The sequence below is a fragment of the Streptomyces beigongshangae genome (genome assembly GCF_019710745.1).
Lineage (GTDB): Bacteria > Actinomycetota > Actinomycetes > Streptomycetales > Streptomycetaceae > Streptomyces > Streptomyces beigongshangae.
The window spans coordinates 12168-31864 of the sequence record NZ_JAHKJW010000067.1 but is presented as its reverse complement, the minus strand read 5'-3'; the positions used below and the strand labels follow the sequence as shown (position 1 = coordinate 31864).

General features: G+C 75.4%; 6 protein-coding genes. 2 read left to right on the top strand and 4 right to left on the bottom strand.

Features of this window, described 5'->3' with window-relative positions; genetic code table 11:
- Positions 1 to 183 precede the first annotated feature (183 nt).
- Entirely contained in the window at positions 184 to 1074 is an 891-nt protein-coding gene (locus KM933_RS33370) for an oxygenase MpaB family protein (protein ID WP_221359443.1), read from the top strand.
- A 153-nt stretch (positions 1075 to 1227) separates the two neighbouring features.
- Positions 1228 to 3297 (top strand): ATP-binding protein, encoded by a 2070-nt coding sequence (locus tag KM933_RS33365; protein WP_308013624.1) that lies wholly within the window; start codon positions 1228 to 1230, stop codon positions 3295 to 3297.
- A gap of 24 nt (positions 3298 to 3321) precedes the next feature.
- Here KM933_RS33365 and KM933_RS33360 read toward each other — a convergent pair whose 3' ends face one another.
- The 4 genes from KM933_RS33360 to KM933_RS33345 all read right to left on the bottom strand — a co-directional run bounded on the left by KM933_RS33360 (position 3322) and on the right by KM933_RS33345 (position 19541).
- Complete coding sequence (locus KM933_RS33360) at positions 3322 to 4581, bottom strand: NAD(P)/FAD-dependent oxidoreductase (protein ID WP_221359441.1); 1260 nt, start codon at positions 4579 to 4581, stop codon at positions 3322 to 3324.
- Between the two features lie 344 nt (positions 4582 to 4925).
- On the bottom strand, positions 4926 to 5804 hold the full coding sequence (locus tag KM933_RS33355) for a TauD/TfdA dioxygenase family protein (RefSeq protein WP_221359439.1): 879 nt from the start codon (positions 5802 to 5804) through the stop codon (positions 4926 to 4928).
- An 85-nt stretch (positions 5805 to 5889) separates the two neighbouring features.
- Positions 5890 to 15549 carry a non-ribosomal peptide synthetase gene (locus KM933_RS33350; RefSeq protein WP_221359437.1) on the bottom strand — a complete coding sequence of 3220 codons (9660 nt, stop codon included), beginning with the start codon at positions 15547 to 15549 and terminating at the stop codon, positions 5890 to 5892.
- Positions 15549 to 19541: a non-ribosomal peptide synthetase gene (locus tag KM933_RS33345; protein ID WP_221359435.1), complete on the bottom strand. Its 3993-nt coding sequence runs from the start codon at positions 19539 to 19541 to the stop codon at positions 15549 to 15551. The genes KM933_RS33350 and KM933_RS33345 overlap by 1 nt, the downstream gene beginning before the upstream one ends.
- Positions 19542 to 19697 lie beyond the last annotated feature (156 nt).

Sequence of the window (19697 nt, the reverse complement as noted above, 5' to 3'; positions counted from 1 at the left end):
CGGGTCCTGCCGGGACGGAGCCGGGAACCCGGGAACCCGGAGAGGGGCGAGAACCGGGAGAGGCGGGAGAGGGGAGAGAGGCGGGAACGGCAGCCGTTCACTGCGTCCGAAGACCCCGCAGACCCGGAATCCAGTATGTGCGGTGCGCCCGCCGCCCACCGTCCGACAGGAGGACACGCGCCGATGAGACTGACCGGACCACCCTGCGTCGACGGCCTGCGGGAACGCCTCGGCGGTGAGCTCTTCTCCCGGGTGGCGGGACCGGACGGTCCCCGCAACCGGGCCCGCATCCACGGGACACCGGGCCCGCGCTGGTTCGGGCCGGAGCGCCCCGTGCGCCGGGTGCACGGCGACGCGTCGATGTTCATAGGCGGCCTGTCCGCCCTGCTGCTGCAGTCGCTCCATCCGCTCGCCATGGCCGCGGTGGCCGCCCACTCGGGCTTCCGGGGCGACCCGTGGGGCAGGCTCCAGCGCACCAGCACGTTCCTGGCGACGACGACGTACGGCACCGCCGAGAGCGCCCGGCTGGCCTGTGCGCGGGTGCGCTCGGTCCACGAGCGGGTGTCCGGGACGACCCCTGAGGGGACCGCCTACCGGGCGGGCGACCCGCGGCTGCTGGGCTGGGTCCATGTCGCGGAGGCCGACAGCTTCCTGCGTGCCCACCAGCGCTACGGGCACCGGCCGCTGACGGCCGCGGAGTGCGACGGGTACGTCGCGGACATGGCACGTGTCGCCACCGAGCTGGGCGTCGTCGACCCGCCGCGCGACCGGGCGGAGCTGGCCGAACGGCTCGACGCGTACCGCCCGGAGCTGCGGGCGACCCCGCAGGCGCGCGACGCGGCCCGCTTCCTGCTGCTGAATCCGCCGGTCCCGCTCGTCGCCCGCCTCCCGTACGGGGTGCTCGCCGCGAACGCGGTCTCCCTGCTGCCCGGCTGGGCCGCCGCGGAGCTCCGGCTGCCCCGGGCGCGGGTGGTCGAGGACCTGTGCGTACGGCCGCTCGGCTCCGCCATGACCTCGGCGGTGCGGTGGGCGATGACAGCGCCGCCGTCGGCCACCGCCCCGGCCTCCGCCTAGGCTCCGGCCGTCTGAGGGGACGGACCCGGGGTGCCGGGCGGGCCCCGGGCCGTCCGCGCCACGGAGCCGGGCCCCTCCCCGCAGGGGGACCCGTGCGGGTGCACAGGACCACCCCGTCCGGACGACACCGACGAGAGACGTGAGACCGTCACCGTGCTGCGAAACCTCCCCGAGCCCCCCGACGGCCTCGTCGGACGACACCGGGAACTGGCGCATGTCGCCGAGGTCCTGGACCGGCACCGGCTGGTCGTCCTCACCGGCGTGGGAGGCGTGGGCAAGAGCCGGCTCGCGCTGCACGCGGCCGAGCGGGCGACGCGCGCCGGTACCCGGGGCGCGGCCTGGGCCGACCTGTGGACGCTGACGGGCGACCGCCTCCTGCTCGCCACGGTCGCCGACGCCCTCGACTTCGCCGAGCACGCGACGGCCACCTCGGTGGACTCGCTGTGCGCCTGGCTGGCGGACAGGGAGGTCCTGCTGGTGCTGGACTCGTGCGAGCACCTGTCTGCGGCCTGCCGCGCTCTCCTGGTCCGCCTGCTGGGCGCCTGTCCGGGAGTCACCGTGCTGGCGACCAGCCGCGAGCCGCTGGGAACGGACGGTGAGCACCTGGTGGTCGTGGAACCCCTGCCGCCGGAGACCGACGCGGTGGAACTGTTCTGCCGGCACGCGGCCACGACGGGAAACCGGCCGGTGCGGCCGGAGGACCTCTGGCTCGCCGCCCGCCTGTGCCGGCGGCTGGAGGGCCTCCCGCTCGCGCTGGAACTGGCGGCCGGTCAGCTGGTCCACCGCACGCTCGAAGAGGTGGAAGGAGACCTGCGCTCCCGCCTGGACCTCGCCGCGGAACCTCCCGGTGCCGGTGCCGGTGCCGGTGCAGGCTCCGGCCCCGGTCTCGGCTCCGGCAACTTCCGGCACCGGACGCTGCGGACCACGATCGGCTGGAGCCACGAGCTGTGCGAGCCCGCGGAACGACTGCTGTGGGCCCGGTTCTCGGTGTTCCGGGCCGCCGTGGACGCCGACGCCGTGCACGCCGTCTGCGCCGACGACGTCCTCCGCACGGCGGACGTCGAACGCGCGCTCGCCGGTCTGGAGCGCAAGTCCGTGCTGTCCCGCGCCGACGGCCGCCTCCAGATGCTCGACACCCTGCGCGAGTACGGCCGGATGTGGCTGGCGGAGCTGGGCCAGGACACGGCGCTGTCCGAGCGGCACGCCGCGTACTTCCTGCGCCGCACCCGGCGGGCCCACACGGACTGGCTGGGGCCGGCGCAGACCGAGGCGTACCGGTGGGTCTCCTCGGCCCACGCCGACCTGTGCGCCGCGCTCGACCACTCCCTGGCCGCCCGGCCGCAGCAGGCGCTCGAACTCGCCGGACTGGTGGGCTTCTTCTGGAGCTGCTGCGGGCACCTGCCGGAGGCCACGGGCTACCTGGAGGAGGCCCTGGCGCTGACGGAGGAACCGGGAGCGGTGCGGACACGGGCCCTCTGGGCGCTCGGCGTCGCGCGCGTCCTGTGCGGCGAGCACGAGGCGGCGTACCGGCTCGCCCTGGCGTGCGAGCGGCAGGCCGTGGCGCAGGAGGAGACCGAAGGGGAGCTGCACGCCGCCTATCTGCTGGGGCTGATCCACCTGCTGGACGGCCGGCCGGCGGCCGCCCGGTCCGTCGTCGACCGCGTCCTGGAGAGGGCGCGGGGCGGCCCCTTCGCCTCCATGGGCCGCGTGCTGTGCCGTCTGGTACGGGTCTTCGCCATGACAAGCGCAGGACTGTCCGAGGAGGCCCGCCGCGAGGCCGACGAGCTGCGGCGCGGCTGTGTCGCGCACGGCGAGTGGTGGACGCGCTCCTACGCCGACTACCAGCTGGCGCTGCTGTCGCTGTTCGAGGACCGCGCCGAGGACGCCACCCGGCACGCGGTGTCCATGCTCCACGGCAAGCGCCTCATCGGCGACAGCTTCGGCATCGCCCTCGGTCTGGACCTGCTCGCGTCGGCGCTCGCCGCACAGGGCGCGGGCGAGCACGCGGTCGCCGCGTACGGGGCGGGCGAGAACTACTGGGCCGCCGTCGGCCATCCGCAGCGGGGCACACCGGAACTCGGGCCGGTACGGGAGCGGTACGAGTCGACCGCCCGGTCCCTGCTGGGCGACGCGGGGTACGACGAGGCACTGCTCGACTCGGTGCTCCGTGACCCCGAGTCCGTGCTCCGGGAACTCCTGGACAGCCCGTCGTCCGGCGCCTGATCCGGCGCCCGGGGCGGGCTGGCCCTACCTGCCCAGGTCCCGCCGCACCTCGCGGGCCGCGCGTGCGCCCGAGGCCAGCGCGCCCTGCACCGACCCGGTGGCCCGGTGGTCCCCGCACACGTACCGGCCGAGGGCGACCCGGGTCGTACGGCTGAGCGGCTGCGGGGGCACCATGGCGGGCAGGGCGTCGGGCACGGTGCGTACGGTCAGCAGGTCCCAGCCGCCGGTGTCCGCGCCGTACGCCTCGGCCAGCGCCGTCCGTACCCCGCGCTCGCGGCCCTCCGTGTCCTCGCCGAGCACGGACGTCGCGATCAGGGACATGCCCTCGGGAGCGTACGCCGGGACGACCTCGCTCAGGACGCAGGAGTTCAGGAAGCGCCCGCGGGTGTCGGCGAGGAGGGTGGGTTCGGCGAGCGGGGAGCGCGGGGCGGCGTGGTAGTAGGTGGTCACCACGCGGTACGGCGGCACGTCCAGCCCCGGCAGCAGCCGGGCGGCCGGACCGGGGCCGGTCGCCACCACGACGGCGCGGGCCGGGAGTTCGTCTCCCGCGGCCAGTTCGACGCCGTCGTCCGTGAGCCGGGCGACCGGGGTGCCGGGGCGCACGGTCGCCGCGGGAAGCGCGCCGGCGAGCAGCCGCGGTACCGCTCCGACGCCCCCGCCCGGCAGGCACAGCGTGCCGCGCACCATGCTGCGCCAGACGAGGTGGAAGAAACGCGCCGAGGTCTCCAGCTCGTCCTCCAGGAAGACGCCGGAGAGGAAGGGCCGGAAGAAGCGTTCGACGAACTCCTCGGAGAAGCCCGCCGCCGCGAGCGCGGTCCGGGTGGTGCGGTCCTCGCCCCGCTTCAGCAGCCGTACGGGCGCGAGCGTGTCCCGGGCCGACAGGACGCCCAGCGCGACGAGGTCGCGGGCGCCCGCGAGGCGGCCGGGACGCAGGTCGCGCAGGTCGCGCGGACCACGGGGGGCCCGGGACGCGCGGGTCGGATCGCTGAAGCGCAGCGGCCCGTCGTCGGTGTGCAGGAGGACACCCGGCGTGAAGGGCCGCAGCCGCAGCTCGCGCAACGGCAGCCTGCGGCGGACCTGCGGATAGCCGGTGTTGAAGACCTGGAAGCCGCGGTCGACGAGGAAGCCCTCGTGGCGGTCCGTGCGCATGCGCCCGCCCACCTCGTCGGATGCCTCCAGGACCTTGACGTCGAGGCCCGCGTCGATCAGGTCGCGGGCGCAGGCCAGACCGGCGAGACCTGCGCCGACCACCAGGACATCCGGTTCGCCGCGCGCGGCAGCCATGGGTACTCCCTCGTTCGACGGACGTGGTGCTTCATGCCCTGTGCTTCGTGTTTCGTGTTTCGTGCTTCGTGTTGGGCGTTGCGCGTTGTGCGCTCCCGACCGGTCTTCCCGTCGCGCCGCCCCGGCGGATGCGGGGTCCGCCGACGGCCGGCCGTACGGATACGCCGTCGCCGGGAGCTACGACGACTGGACCTGCCGTACGACGCCGGGTCCGTGGGGACGAACGGCCGGGAGCTGCGGGTGCGGTACGGGGGGCCGGTGTCGTGCGCGGCGCCGGACACGATGGTCGACGCGGCCGTCCGCCTGGCGGCGGACCCGCGCACCGTGTGGCGCGCCCGCCGCGGTCACGCCAGGGGCCGGGTCCCGTCGATGGCGATGCGCCGCCCGTAGCGCGCGTGCGGGAAGTAGTCCCAGGTGGCGTGGTGCTGCACACAGCGGTTGTCCCAGAGGACCAGGGTGTTCGCCTGCCACCGGACCCGGCAGTGCAGCAGGTTCGTGCGGGCGATGTGGTCGTACAGCATGGTGAGGACGGCCGTGCTCTCGGCGGCGGACAGCTGCGTGATCCGCGAGGTGTACGGGCCGTTGACGAACAGGAGCTTGCGTCCGGTGTCGGGGTGGCGCACCACGACCGGGTGCTCGTTGCGCGGCACGTCGTAGTCGGCCGGGGGCAGCTGCCCCTGCGCGAGCCAGGGCCGCGCGCCGTCGTGCACGGCGGTCAGTCCGTCCAGGAACGTCCTCATCGCCGGGGACAGCATCTCGTAGGCGAGGTGCATGTTGGCGAAGAGCGTGTCACCGCCGCTGCCGATCTCCGGGATCTCGGTGATGTGGAGCATCGAGCCGAGGGAGGGCTCGGCGTCGGCGGTCCCGTCGGCGTGCCAGCCGTTGCCGGCGACGGCGCGGGAGTCCTTGTCCGCACGGATCTCCAGGATGTAGGGGTCCGACCCGTCCTCGGGCAGGGCCACCGGGTGCAGCGGGCCGAAGAGACCGGCGAACCGCTTGTGGTCGTCGGGGCTGAGGTCCTGGTCGCGGAAGACGAGGACGTGGTGCGTCAGGAAGGCGGTCCTCACCTCCTCACGCTGGACCGGAGTCAGTTCCCCGGAGAGGTCGAGGCCGGACACCTCCGCGCCGAGGAGCGGTGTCAGCGGATCGACGGTGAAGCTGCGGTAGGTCTCTCGGGGCGCCGTCGTGATGCGCTCCACGGCGTCCAGGGCGAACTGGTCCATGAGGGTCTCCGATGCGAGGGGTGGCGGGGGCGGCGCGGGGGGACCGGCCGGTGTCACGGTCGGCGGGCCGGTGGGCGGGCCGGTGTCACGGCCGGTCGGCGTCGATCACGCGGGCGATGTGCCGTACGTGCCGGCCGGTCACGATGTCGTGGTGCGTGGTCCGCACGTGGTGCACCCGGGCGGGGTGGGGGAGGAGCGCAGTCCACTCCTCGGCCGCGGGCGGCGCGGGCGGGGCGAGGGGCAGGTCGGCGGCGGCCTCCGTGGCCAGCCACAGGACACCGGGCGTACGGGTCAGGCGGGACGCGGTGTGGTCGGCCATGGCGGAGATGTTGGCCCGGCAGCAGTGGGCGAGCCGCTCGGCGTAGCCCTGTCCCGTTGCCGTTGCCGTTGCCGTTGCCGTTGCCTCTGCCGTCGTGGTCTCGGCGGGGGGTGCCGGCCGGGCTCCGTTGCCGAGCAGTTCGCGCTGGAACACCGCTCGCAGAGCGCTCTCGTCCAGCTCCTCCGGTGACGGCGGGGCGTGCGGCGGGGGCGGGTCCAGGAGGTACAGCCGGTCCACGGGCCGGCCCTCCGCCTCGGCGGTCGAGGCCATCGCGTGGGCGACCAGCGCGCCGAACGACCAGCCCGCGAGCCGCAGGCGGGTCCCGGCATCCGGGAAGCGGGCGCGCAGCGCCGCGAGATAGCGGCCGGCCCGCTCGGTGACCGACCACCGCGGGAGACCGGGATCGCGCAGGGCGGGGTCGGGGACGAGACAGACCGTGGTGCGCTCGTCCAGGGCCGAGACCAGCGGCCGGTATGCCTGGATGTCACCGCCGACCGGGTGGATCACGCACAGGACGTCCCGGCCGTCGCCGGTCTGCCAGGTCTCGACAGTCACGGGCGCGGTCGCGGGCGCGCGGTCGCCGTCGTCGGAGACCTGTCCGGCCTGTCCGGCTTGTTCGGCCTGTCCGGCCTGCTCGGGCCGGTCGAGGTGCGCGAGGAGGTCGTCGACGCTCACCCGGTGGCCGAGGTGGGAGAGCTCGATGTCGACCCCGTACAGCCGTTTCACCTCGGAGAGCAGGTCCAGCAGGGTGAGGGAGTCCGCGCCCAGGTCGTACAGGGACGCGGCCGGGTCGAGCGTGTCCGTGCCGAGCAGTTCCCGCGCCACCTCCGTGAGCCGGGCGCCGTCGGGAGGCTCCACGGCGCCGGCCCGTTCCCGCGCGGTCCGGGGCCCGGGGTCGTAGAAGTACCCGGACGCCTCCAAGGGCGTGGTGGACACGAGCAGGTGCGGCAGCTGGAGTTCCGCGGCGTCGGCGAGGACCCGCAGTCCCTCGTCCGTCGACAGTCCGGTCCGCAGATGGGCCCGGTGGCGTGCGTCGGTGCCCAGGGCGTCGCGCGCCATCCCGGCGTCCCGCCAGACGTCCCAGCCGACCCCCAGCCGTACGGTCGCCGGGGAGAGGTCGCCCCCGTGGTGGGCGAAGGCGTCGAGGACCCCGTTCGCCGCCGCGTAGTCGAACTGGCCGACTCCGCCGAAGCGGGCCGACAGGGACGAGCAGTACACGGCGTAGCGGGGCCGGTCACGGGCGATCAGCCGCTCGGTGAGCAGGGCCGCGCGCAGTTTCGCCAGGGTCGGGCCGCGCATGGCCGCGCCGTCGCGGCGGACCAGGAGGGAACCGGCCGCGCTGCCCACGGCGTGCACGACGCCGTGCAGGCGGCCGGTGTGGGCTGCCAGGCGTTCCATGAGGTCGTCGAGGGGCTCCCGCGCGAGGTCGGCCGCCACCAGGGCGACCCGGTCGGACCAGCGGGCGAGCGCGGGCGGCAGCTCGGGGCGCCGGGCGAGCAGCACCACCCGCCCGTCGGTGCTTTCGAGCAGCCAGGAGGCGACGGCGGTGCCGATGCCACCGGTCCCGCCGAGGACCAGATGCGTGCCGTCGCCCTCCATGAGCCCGGCGGGGGTGCGGGGGACGGGACGCGGCAGCGGCCTGGCGGCCGGCCGCCACCAGTAGCCCTGACGCAGAGCGATACGACGCTCTGCCCCGGCCGCACCGAACGCCTCGGCTGCCCCATTTGTCCCAGCCGTCCCAGCCGTCCCGTGCGCCTCGGCGAGGGCGAGCGGCAGCAGATGGGCCCAGTCGGACGGATCCGCGCTCGGCAGGTCGATCCAGCCCGCGTCCACGCCGAGTTCCTGCCGCGGCACCTCCACCGCCGCCGTCAGCAGGCCCAGTTCGGGGCGCGCCACCTCGCCCGTCACCGGTTGCGCGTTGTGGGAGAGCCACCACACACGCGGACGCGCGGCGGGCGGCAGGTCCGCCACCGCCCGGCACAGGGCGGCCGTGTGGTCGAGGCAGACGCGTCGCGCGTGCTCCAGCGACCGCTCGTCCACCGGCCCGTCGACGCCGAGGGGCAGCGCGTGCAGCCAGTCGAGTCCGCCGGGGGCGCCGTGCGCGCCGTCCCGGAGCAGGCTCCGCAGCAGGAGGGCCAGCGAGGCGGGATCGGCGGCGTCGACCTCGTACCGGTCGGCACCGAGCCGCGCGTACGCGGTGCCGGCCGTGACGTGGACGACGCGGCCGTGGGCGGTGTGCAGGGCCTTCCAGCCGACCGGCGTCGAGGCGCCGTCGGTGACGACGACGAGCCGGCGCCCGGACGGGGGGCCCGTGTACGGGACGGCCCGTCGCGTCCGCGCCCACTCGGTCTGGTGCAGCCACTCGCCCTCGGGCGCCCGGGCGGGCGCCGCACCGGCCACGGGGCCGGCTGCCGCGTCGTGCTCGGGCCGCCGGGCCGCGCGGGGGAAGTCGTGCTCGGTGAGGGCGAAGGCGGGCGGCGGGAAGTCCCAGGGCGGGGGAGCGGAGCCACGGGGAACGGAGGGCGGGCGGGGGTGAGGGTGCGGGCCGTGGGCCGCACCGGCCGGTGCCCGGTCCTCCTCCGGAGCCGGGCCCGCACCGGTCTCGGCGACCGTGCCGGGCTCCGTCCCCTCCGCGACCGTACGCAGCCACGCCACGGCCGTCCCGGCGTCCGGGCAGTGGGCCGAGACGCGGTGCCGCCGCGCCGGGCGGCCCTCCTGGAGGTGGCGCAGGACCTGGGCGTACGTCCGCGGGGCGGCGACCAGGTGGTCGGCGATGCGCCGGGCGTCCGTCCGCAGGGCCTGCTCGCTGCTGCCGGACAGCACCAGGCGGCCCGCGTCCGGCGGTGCCTGCGCCGGCGCGGTGACCGCGCGGTGCTGCTCCAGGACCAGATGCGCGTTGGTGCCGCCGATGCCGAAGCTGCTGACGGCGGCGACGCGCGGACGTCCGGGCGGCCAGGGCCGCGCGGTCGTGGGGATGCGGAAGGGGCCGGGTCCGGCGCCGATCTCCGGGTTGAGACGCCGGAAGTCGACGTTCGGCGGGATCACCCCGTGGTGGACGGCGAGGACCGCCCGCACCAGGCCGACGACGCCCGCGGCCGCGCCCAGGTGGCCGATCTGGCTCTTCACGGACGACAGGGCGCACGAGGCGGAGTCGGGCAGGTCGAGCGCCTGGCGCAGTGCGGCGACCTCCACGGGGTCGCCGAGCCGGGTACCGGTGCCGTGCGCCTCGACGTATCCGAGGTCGGCGCCCGTACGGCCGCTGCGGCGCAGCGCGGTGCGTATGACCTCGCGCTGCCCGGACACGGAGGGCGCGCTGTAACCGAGTTTCGCCGCGCCGTCGTTGTTGAGGGCGGACCCGGTGACGACCGCGTAGACGGTGTCGCCGTCGCGCTCGGCGAGCCGCAGCGGCTTGAGGACCACGACGCCGACGCCGCTCGCACCGACGGTGCCGGCCGCGTCGTCGCTGAAGGGCCGGCAGTGGCCGTCCGGGGAGAAGATGTGCTGCGGCCGGTAGGTGTACCCGTCCGTGAGCAGGGTGTCGACCAGTACTCCGCCGGCGAGCATGACGTCGGCCTCGCCCTGCCGCAGCAGTCCGGCCGCGACGTGCACTCCCACCAGGGAGCTGGCGCAGGCGGCCTGGACGGTGAAGGCCGGACCGGTCAGCCCCAGGTGGTACGCCGCCTTGGTGGCGAGGAAGTCCTTGTCGTGGTGGAGGGCCAGCCGGAAGCCGTCCGGGAGGGCGGCGGGGTCGGCCTCCCGCAGCATGGACTGGAAGTAGGTGTTCTCGCCGCAGCCCGCGATCAGCCCCACCCGCCGGCCGGCGGGGTCGGCGATGCCCGCGTGGGCCAGCGCCTCGGTACAGCTCATCAGCAGGTGCCGCTGCTGCGGATCCATCAGCCGTGCTTCCTGCGGGCTGATGCCGAAGTGGCCCGGGTCGAAGGAGAGGAGGCCGTCCAGCTGGCTGCGGGCGCCCACCCGGCCCTCCGGGGCCGGGAAGTGCTCGATGCCGCTCCCTCCCGCCTCGACCATCCGCCAGAACGACGCCAGGTCGGGGGCGCCCGGCAGCCGCACGGCCATGCCGATCACGGCGACGGGCTCGTCCGCCCCGGCCTCCGGCCCGGTCGCGGTGCGCGCCGCGGCCGCCGTGACCGTCTCGGCCGATTCGACCGAGGCGGCCGGGACAGCCGGGGTGGCTGGGGCTGCCGGAGCGGTCTGATCCGTGTCGGACGCGTCGAGGAACCGGCTCAGACTGCGTACGGTGACGTGCTCGAACAGGTCCGCCACCGTGAAGGACAGCCCCAGCTCGACCCCGCAGCGCAACTGGAACCGCATAAGGTCCAGACTGCCGGCGCCCGCGTCGGAGAACCGCTGCCCGGGCTGCACCGGCTTGCCCGTGACCGCGGCGAACAGCGCGCACAGCCGGGCCTCCCGCGCCGACCCGGCCGGTGGCGCGGTGGTGCCGGTGGTGCCGGCGGGTTCCGCGGCGTCCGGGACAGGGCCGGTGGAGCCCGGAACCCGCAGTTCACGCCCCAGCGTGGCCACCGCGCGGCGGTCGAGTTTGCCGCTCGGGGTGCGCGGCAGCGCGTCCACCCGGCGGAAGGAGCGGACCCGGGCGAAGGGCGGCAGCTGCCCGGCGAGGCGCTCCGTGAGCTCCCGTGGATCGGGGTCCTCGCCGCGGCACTGCAGAAGGGCCACGAGGGAGTCGCCGTCGCGGGCCACCAGGGCCCCCATGACGGCGGGGTGCTGCGACAGGACGACCTCCAGCTGGCCCGGTTCCAGCCGGTGACCGCTGATCTTGACCTGGTCGTCGTCCCGGCCGTCGTGGTGCAGCAGCCCGGCGGCGTCGAAGTGCGCCAGGTCGCCGCTGCGGTAGAACGTGCCGCGGGCGGACGGTTCGGCCGGTGCCGCGGCGCCGAGGGGCAGTTCGAGGAACCGCGTGCGGTTGAGCTCCGGGGCGCCGAGGTAGCACGGGGCGGCCATCGGGCCGCCGATGAGCAGGTGGCCGACGGCTCCCGGCGGCAGCGGCTCGCCGCCGTCGTCGACCACCCGCAGGAGCGCGTTGGCCACCGGGTGCCCGATGGCCGGGCGGGCCGGCCACCGCGCCGGGTCGCCGTCGAGGCACAGGGCGCTGACGACATGGGTCTCGGTGGGTCCGTAGTGGTTGAACAGACGGGCGTCCGTCAGACCGGCGAACCAGCGGCGGACGGCGTCGGTGCACACGAGCTGCTCGCCCGCGGTGACGACGTCGCGCAGCCGGGAGGGGAAGCGGCCCAGGTGCACGGCGTGCTCGGCCAGCAGCTGCAGCGCCACACAGGGCAGGAAGAGCCGCTCGGCGCCCGCCTCCTCCAGCTGGTCGAGCAGGGCCGGCAGATCCTGCCGCCACTCGGGCCGTACGAGGTGCAGGAGCCCGCCCGAGCACAGCGTGCCGAAGATCTCCTGGAAGGAGACGTCGAAGGACAGCATGGAGAACTGCTGGGTGACCGCGGCCCCGCCGAGCCCGCCCGCCCCGGCCTGCCAGTCCAGCAGGTTGCACAGGGTGAGGTCCGGTACGTCGACGCCCTTGGGCGCACCGGTCGAGCCCGAGGTGAACAGGGTGTAGAGCGGCCGCAGTCCGACGTGGGGAGCCGGTCGCGGGGCGGACGGCGCGGCGGCGGACAGGTCTACGGAGTGGCGGGGCAGTTCCGGTGGCGCGATCGCGTCCACGTCCGCCTCGCCGCCGGGTGCGGTCAGGACGCACAGGGGGGCGGCGTCGCGCAGGACACGGCGCAGCAGGGCGGGCGGATAGGCGGGATCGAGCGGTACGACGGTCAGGTTGAGCTGCGCGGCGGCCAGGAGCGCCACGACGTGCTCGACCGACGGCCCGGCATGCAGCGCCACGCGGGCGGGCGCGGCGGGATCGGCCGGCAGCGGGTGCCGGGCCGCCAGCTCGGCCGCCAGTGCCCGCGCGTGGGCGTCCAGCCGCGAATAGGTGAGGGTCCGGCCGCCCGTGGCCAGGGCGGGCGCGTTCGGGGTGCGGCGCACCTGCCGGGCGAATCCCTCCGCCACGGTGGTGAACGCGGGCGCGCTCCGCGGACCCCGTCCGAGGTCGGGGAGCGCACGCCGGTAGGGCGCCACGAGATCCGCCGGCGTGTGCTCGCCCCGCGCCCCGCTCCCACCCCCGGCCCCGCTCCCGCCCTCGGCATCGCTGCCGCTGCCGGTGCCGGTCCCGGTGGTGAGCAGGTCGATCGCCCGCTGGAAGAGCCGGTGGGCCGAGGCCACCGCCCCGGCGTCGAAGCGCTCGGCCGCGTACTCCCACAGGCAGTCGAAGCCGTCGTCCCGCTCGACGACGGAGAGCGTGAGCGCGCACTTGGCGTGGACCGGCTGCGGCCAGGCCGGACGCACCCGGCACCCCGGCAGGGACAGCGCGCCGAAGTCGGTGTTCTCCAGGACGAACATGTAGTCGAAGAGCGGGCCGTCACCGCCGAAGTCGTGGTCGGCCAGCACGTCCGCCAGCGCCACGTCCTGCCGGTCCAGGATCTCCCGGACCCCCGCGGCCTGCCGTCCCAGCTGGTGACGCAGGCCGTCGCCCGGCTGGAGCCGCAGCGGCAGCAGCACGGTGTTGGCGAACATGCCGACGGTGGAGGCGAACTCGGTGACCGGCCGGCCCGACACGGGACTGGCGACGAGCGGACCGGTCTGCCCGGTCACGCCGTACAGGCTCCAGGAGAACGCGGCCAGCAGGATCTGGAAGCGGGTGAGCCCGAGTTCCGCCCCCAGGCGGTCGAGGCGGGAGCGCCGGTGGAGGTCGAGGGACGCGGTCAGCAGCCGGGCCCCGGTGCCGGCGGTGTCCGCTGCGGAGGACGAGGACGAGGACGAGGACGAGGACGGGGAGGGGGACAGGGGCGGGGAGGGGGACGGCGAGGGATCGAGGGCGGCGTAGTGCCGGCGCAGTGCCGACCGCTGCTCCTCGTAGGACGGCTCCAGGTGCCGTCGCTGCTGCCACAGGGCCAGATCCAGCGGTGTGTGCCGTACGTCCTCGGGCCGGGCCGCCCGCTCCCGCCCCTCGCGGTCGGCCTCGGGGGCGGCGAAGGCGGTGAGGTCGCGGAAGAGGATGTTCAGGGACCAGCCGTCGACGGCGATGTGGTGCAGATGGAGCAGGAGGACCGCCCCGTCGGGAGTGGGCAGCAGGCCCGCCCGCAGCATCCGCGGCTCGGCGAGGTCGAAGGCGGGGGCGAAGAAGCGCCGCGCCGCCGCCTCCCAGCCCTCTCCCCGGCCTGTCCCGGCGCGCTCGGCGTGCTCGGCGTGCTCGGCGCGCTCGGCGTGCTCGTCATCGAGGACGCCGACCGGTTCCCACGGATCGTAGGGTTCGCCGACCTCCTGGAGGAGGCCCTCCGGGGCGGCCCGGAAGGCCGTACGCAGCGCGGGGTGCTCGGCGACCAGGCGGGTGAGCGCCGTGCGCAGCCCGTCCTCGTCGACGGTTCCCGCGAGGTGGAAGGCGAGCGGCACGTCGTAGGCGCGATGGTGCGGGTCGCTCCGGTGCAGGAGCCACAGGCGCTGCTGCTCGGAGGTGGCCGGTGCCGAACGCCGCCCGCTGGGGCCGGGCACCGGCGGGCGGAGCGGCGACGCCTGCCGCGCGGCGGAGGCGATGACCTCCGCCAGCGCGGCGAAGTCCTCCCGCAGCACGGTGGACTGGGGCACCTCGACGTTCCAGCGGTGCCGGACGAGGAAGCGCAGACGCAGCGCCTTGAGGGAGTCGCCGCCGTTGGGTATCCAGCGGTCGTCGGGCCGCAGACCGGGCCGGCCCAGGACGCTCCCGGCCAGGTCCAGCACCTCGCGCTGCGCGTCGGTCACCTCGACGGCCCCGCCGGGGGAGCGTCGCCACGCCGGTGCCGTGGAGTCCAGCAGCGCCGCGTCGTCGACCTTGCCGTTGGCGTTGAGCGGCAGGGCGTCCACGAGGTGGGTGCGGTGCGGGCGCATGTACGGCGGCAGGGCGGCCGCCAGATGACGTTCGTACGCGTCGTACGCCAGCTCGGAACCCAGCACCAGGTACGCCAGGAGCTCATGGGCGCCGTCCACGTCGTACCGGGTGCAGACGCGGGCCTGGCGGACGGCGGGGTGCGCGGTGAGGCCCTGCTCGACCTCCCCGGGCTCGACGCGGAAGCCGCGTACCTTCACCTGGCGGTCCGCCCGCCCGACGAAGGTGAACAGCCCGGCCGCGTCACGGCGCGCGAGGTCGCCGGTGCGGTACCAGACGGCGCGGCCCGCGTCGTGCCAGGGCAGGGACACGAAGCGCCGTGCGGTCTCCTCGGGGAGGTTGCGGTAGCCCCTGGCCAGCCCGGCCCCGGACAAGTACAGCTCACCGGTCTCGCCGGTGTCCGCGACCCGTGAGCCGTCGGTCACCAGCAGCGCGTCCGTGGCGGGCAGGGGCCGGCCCACGGGAACGGTGTCGCCGTCGAAGCCGCGGGGCACGGGGTGGTGCAGGGCGAAGGTCGAGGACTCGGTGGGCCCGTACGCGTTGACCAGGCGTGTCCCGGAGCCGGGGTTGTCCCGGTACCAGCGCCTGATGCGGGCGGCGTTGAGCTGCTCGCCGCCGACGAGGACCCGGCCGACGGAGTCGAAGCAGTGCGGCACGGCGTCGGTGACGGCGTTGAAGAGGGCCGTCGTGACGAAGAGGACGTCGATCCGCTGCCGGCGCAGGGTGTCGTCCAGCAGCCGGGGGTCCTGGATCTGCTCGTCGCTCAGCACGACGCAGGTCCCGCCGGTCAGCAGGGGGACCCAGACCTCGAAACTCAGCGCGTCGAAGGCCGGGTTGGACATGCTCGCGTACCGCGCGCCCGCGGTGAGCGGGAGGTAGCCGGGCTCGGCCAGTCGCATGATCCCGGCGTCCTCGACCTCGACGCCCTTGGGCCGGCCCGTGGTGCCCGAGGTGTAGAAGAGGAAGGCGGCGGCCGTGTCCGCCACGGGGGTGGGCCCGTCGACGGGCCCCGTGTCCAGGGGCCCCTCGTCCGTGCTCAGGAGACCGGCGGCGTCGAGCAGGAACCCGGGGCCCGCGCCGGGCCGGCCGTCCGCGACGCCCGCGCCGTCGGCGATGCCCGTACCGCCGGTGCCGTCGTGGACGAGCGCGACGGCCCCCGCGTCGTCCAGGATGTGGCGGCGGCGCCCGGCGGGACTCTGCGCGTCGAGCGGGACCACCGTGGCCCCGGCCCGGCGGATGCCGAGCATGACGCACACGAGCTGCCAGGACCGCGGCAGACAGACCGCGACGGCCTGCCCGGGGCGGATCCCGCGCGCCCGCAGTCCGCGTGCCACGCGCAGGGCGGTCCGTTCGAGTTCCGCGTGGTCGAGCGTGCGGTCCCCGTCCACCACGGCGGGGGCGCCGGGGGTGCGGCGCCCCCGGTCGAGGACGGCGTCGGCCAGCGGGGAACCCGAGGCGGGGGAGCGGGACATCACGCCTCCCCGATGACGGTCGGCGCGGTGACGGGCGGCGTAGTGACGGGCGGCGCCGTGACGGCAGGCGCGGCGAGTTCGGCGAGTTCGGCGGTCAGGACGGCGGCCACCCGCGCGGAGGTGCCGCTCTCCAGCACCTCCCAGTGGTCGCAGTCCAGCGGTTCCACCCGGAAGGCGCCCTCCGCGCGACGCCGCCAGAAATCACGCACCCCGGACAGGGCCGCCGGGTCGGTGGTGGTGCCCCCCGTGGCCTGGACCAGGACCAGCCGGGCCGGTGAGGGCGCCGGGAGATGGTCCCGGGCCGTCATGCGGTTGTGGTTGTAGACACGGAAGTACTGGTCGATCTGCTCGTCGTCGATCCCCGGGTACATGCCGTTGAACCTCACGAGTTTGTCCCGGAACTCGGCGAGGTCCACGGGCGCGACGGCGGCGCGCACCCCCGGGTCCTCGGTGGCCTGGGTGTCCAGCAGCACGACACTCACGTCGGTGCGCCCGGCCCGGGCCAGGCGGCGGCCCATCTCGTGCGCCACCAGCCCGCCGTAGGAGAGACCGGTGAGGACGAGCGGCCCGTCGTCGAAGGGTTCGACGAGCCGCAGGTACTCCTCGGCCATCGCCTCGACGGTCGGCAGGAACGCCTCGCCGGGATTGACCCCGGGGGACTGGATGCCGTACAGGCCGGCGTCCGGGGGCAGCGAACGGGCCAGGGGGAGGTAGCAGAACGCGGTGCCGCCCGCGGGGTGGACGCACACGACGTTCCCGCCGGCCCCGCCGGCCCGGAACTCGATCAGATTGCCCGGCGGCCGTCCCGAACGGCCCCGGCGGACCAGGCCGCCCAGCCCTTCGATCGTCGGGTGCACGAGGACGTCGCGGACGGGGAGCGCCGTGCCGAACGCCTCCTGGATGCCGTGGGCCAGCTTGATGGCCGACAGGCTGGTGCCCCCGACGTCGAAGAAACTGTCGCGGATGCCGAAGTCGGGGCCCAGGAGGATGCCGCGCCATATCCGGTACAGCGTCCACTCGACGTGGTCGCGCGGACTCTCCGTGTTGACCTGGCCCGGACCGGCCCCGGCGGCCTCGCGCAGCACGGCCGCGCGGTCCAGCTTCCCGTTCCGGTTCAGCGGGAGGACGGGCGGCTCGACGACGACCGCGGGGATCATGTAGTCCGGCAGCCGGTCGGCCAGCGCGGCACGCCACTCGTGCGAGGAGCGGGCGGGCGCGTCGCCGTCCACCACCACCGCGGCCACCAGCCGGGGCTCCGCGCCGCTCTCCCGGTCGACCACCACGGCCGCCTCCCGCACCCCCGGCCGGGCGAGCAGCGCGGCCTCGATCTCGGCCGGTTCGATGCGGAAGCCGCGCAGTTTCACCTGGTCGTCCACGCGCCCCAGGTAGACCGCGTTGCCGTCGGGCAGGTGTCTGGCGAGGTCCCCCGTACGGTAGACGCGCTCACCGGGGAGGAAGGGGTCGGGCAGGAAGCGCTCGGCCGTCAGGTCGGGGCGGTGCAGATAGCCGGCCGCGAGGCTCGCGCCGCCCAGGTGGACCTCTCCGGCGACCCCGACCGGCACGGGCTCCAGATGCGCGTCGAGGAGGTACATACGGGTGCCGGCGAGCGGACGCCCGATGGGGCACGGCCGGTCGAGCGGCCGCGGGTCGTGGTACGCCGTGCTGTACAGCGTCGCCTCGGTCGGTCCGTAGCCGAAGCAGACCTTGAGGCCGTCGAGGTGCTCCCCCATCCGGTGCAGCGCGGCCTCCGGCAGGGACTCCACGCCGGTGAGCAGCTGCCGCAGTGCGAGGCCGTCGAGCCGTTCGCCCGGCTTCTCGTCGATCCACCGGACGTAGGAGGGCGGCAGGAACGCCTGCACGATGCGGTGCTCGCGCATCCACCGCAGGAGTTCCCCGGGGTCGCCGCGCAACTCCTCGGGCACGAGGTGCAGTTCGGCGCCCGTCGTCAGCGGCAGCAGCAGCTCGTGCACGGAGGCGTCGAAACCGATGCTCGACCACGCGGAGGTGGCCTCCCCCGGCGTCGCGCCCATACGGGCCAGCCAGTTGTCGAACAGGTTCAGGACACTGCCCTGGGTGACGGCCACGCCCTTGGGACGGCCGGTCGAACCGGACGTGTAGAGCACGTACGCCACCTGCTCGTCGTCCGGTGCCGCCGGCGGCGGGGCGTCGTGCGCGGGCGGGGCGCCCGGGACGTCGTGGTCCGCCGACGCCCCGACCGCCGCCAGGTCCTGCCACGCAGCCGGCCGTCCGGCGGCGGGCCGGTCGCTGAGCACCAGGACGGGGGCGGCGTCCTCGACCATGGCGGCCAGGCGCGCGGGCGGCTGGGCCGGGTCGAGCGGCAGATAGGCGGCGCCCGTCCGCAGGATGCCCAGGACACCCACGACGAGTTCGACGGAACGGCCGGTGTGCAGCCCGACGACGGTGCCGGGGCCCGCGCCCCGCCGGGTGAGGGCGCGGGCGAGGCGTCCGGCCCGCGCGGCCAGCGTGGCGTAGTCGAGCCGTTCGTCGCCGCACACCAGCGCGGTCCGCGCCGGGCCTGCCGCGACCTCCCGGTCGAAGCGGCCCATCAGCCCGCCCGCGCGGGACGGGGCTCCGGCCGCGAGGGGCTCCCCCGTGGCGAACTCCGTGAGCAGCAGGTGCCGTTCCCGGTCGTCCATCAGTCTCAGGGTGGCGACGGGCGCCTCCGGCCGGGCCGCCAGGTCGGTCAGCAGGTGCCGCAGCCGGCGCACGTACCCCCGTACGGTCTCCTCGTCGAACAGGGCCGACGCGTAGTCCAGGTGGCCGACGACCCGGCCCCGCGACTCGGTCAGCGACAGGGCGAGGTCGAACTTCGCCGGTGCGTGCGGGATGTCGAGCGGGGCGACGTCCAGGCCGGGCAGTTCCAGCAGTCCGCCCCGCTCGGGGACCCAGGCGCACATCGTCTGGAACAGCGGCGTGTGGGCGGCGCTGCGGACCGGGTTGACGAGTTCGACGATGCGCTCGAAGGGCAGGTCCTGATGGTCGAGGGCGTCGCGCAGGACCCCCCGTACGTGTGCCAGGGCCTCGTCGGCCGTGGCGGTGCGGGAGAATTCGGCCCGCAGGGGCAGCGAGTTGACGAAGAAGCCGATGAGACCCGACACGTCCTTGTGCCGCCGGTTCGCCGTGGGCGTGCCGACGACGACGTCGGCACGGCCGCCGAGCCGGGACATCAGCAGGGCCCAGCCGGTCAGGACGGAGACGAACAGCGTGCCGCCGTGCCGTCGCGCGGCCGCCTTCAGCGCGGACGTGAGTGCGGAGTCCAGGGTGAACTCCACCCGCCCGCCGCGCAGGTCCTGCCGGGCGGGGCGCGGCCGGTCGGCCGGCGGACCGGACAGCGGCGGGGCGCCGGCGAGCTGCCGCTGCCAGTAGGCGGCCTGTCCGTCGAGCCCGCCCGACAGGACACGCTCGCGCTGGGCGCGGGCGTGGTCGGTGTACTGCAACGGCAGCGGCGGCAGCGGGGACGGCTCCCCGCGCGAGAACGCCGGGTACAGGGTACTGAGTTCACGCATCATCACGTTCATGGACCGGCCGTCGAAGACGGTGTGGTGCATCGTCAGCAGCAGGACGTGGTGGTCGGCCGCCAGCGTGATGAGACGGCCCCGGCTGAGCGGCCCGCGCGCCAGGTCGAACGGGGCCGACGCCTCCCGCAGCCGCAGGCCGTCGAGGTGTGCCGCCGCGTCCGGCCGCCCGGTGAGGTCGTCCGCGGCCAGGGCGAATCCGGTCTCCGGCGGGTCCACGTGCTGGTGGACCTCTCCCGCCACGGCCACGAGCCGGGTGCGCAGGGTCCGGTGCCTGACGACGAGCGCGTCGAGGGCGCGGCGCAGGACGTCCGCGTCGAGCGGGCCGCGGAGGGTGAAGGCGATGGATTCGTTGTACGCCTCGTTGCCGCCGGGCAGCTGGGCGAGGAACCACAGACGCTGCTGGGCGAAGGAGGCGGGGGTGGCCGGAGCGGCCGGAGCGGGGTGCACGGACAAAACTGGTTCTTCCCGTCGTCAGGGTCACCGGTCCCGAGGGTCGCGGTGGGGGCAGGGGAACGGCAGGGGAACGGAGGAAACGAAGGGAATGGGGTGAACGAAGGCAACGGAAGAAGTGAAAGGGATGAAAAGAGCGAGGGGGGAATCGGTGGGGCC

Bases quoted from the DNA above. Each gene is read 5' to 3' on its own strand.
- KM933_RS33370 (WP_221359443.1), top strand. From the start codon at position 184: ATGAGACTGACCGGACCACCCTGCGTCGACGGCCTGCGGGAACGCCTC.
- KM933_RS33360 (WP_221359441.1), bottom strand. From the start codon at position 4,581: ATGGCTGCCGCGCGCGGCGAACCGGATGTCCTGGTGGTCGGCGCAGGT.
- KM933_RS33355 (WP_221359439.1), bottom strand. From the start codon at position 5,804: ATGGACCAGTTCGCCCTGGACGCCGTGGAGCGCATCACGACGGCGCCC.
- KM933_RS33350 (WP_221359437.1), bottom strand. From the start codon at position 15,549: ATGTCCCGCTCCCCCGCCTCGGGTTCCCCGCTGGCCGACGCCGTCCTC.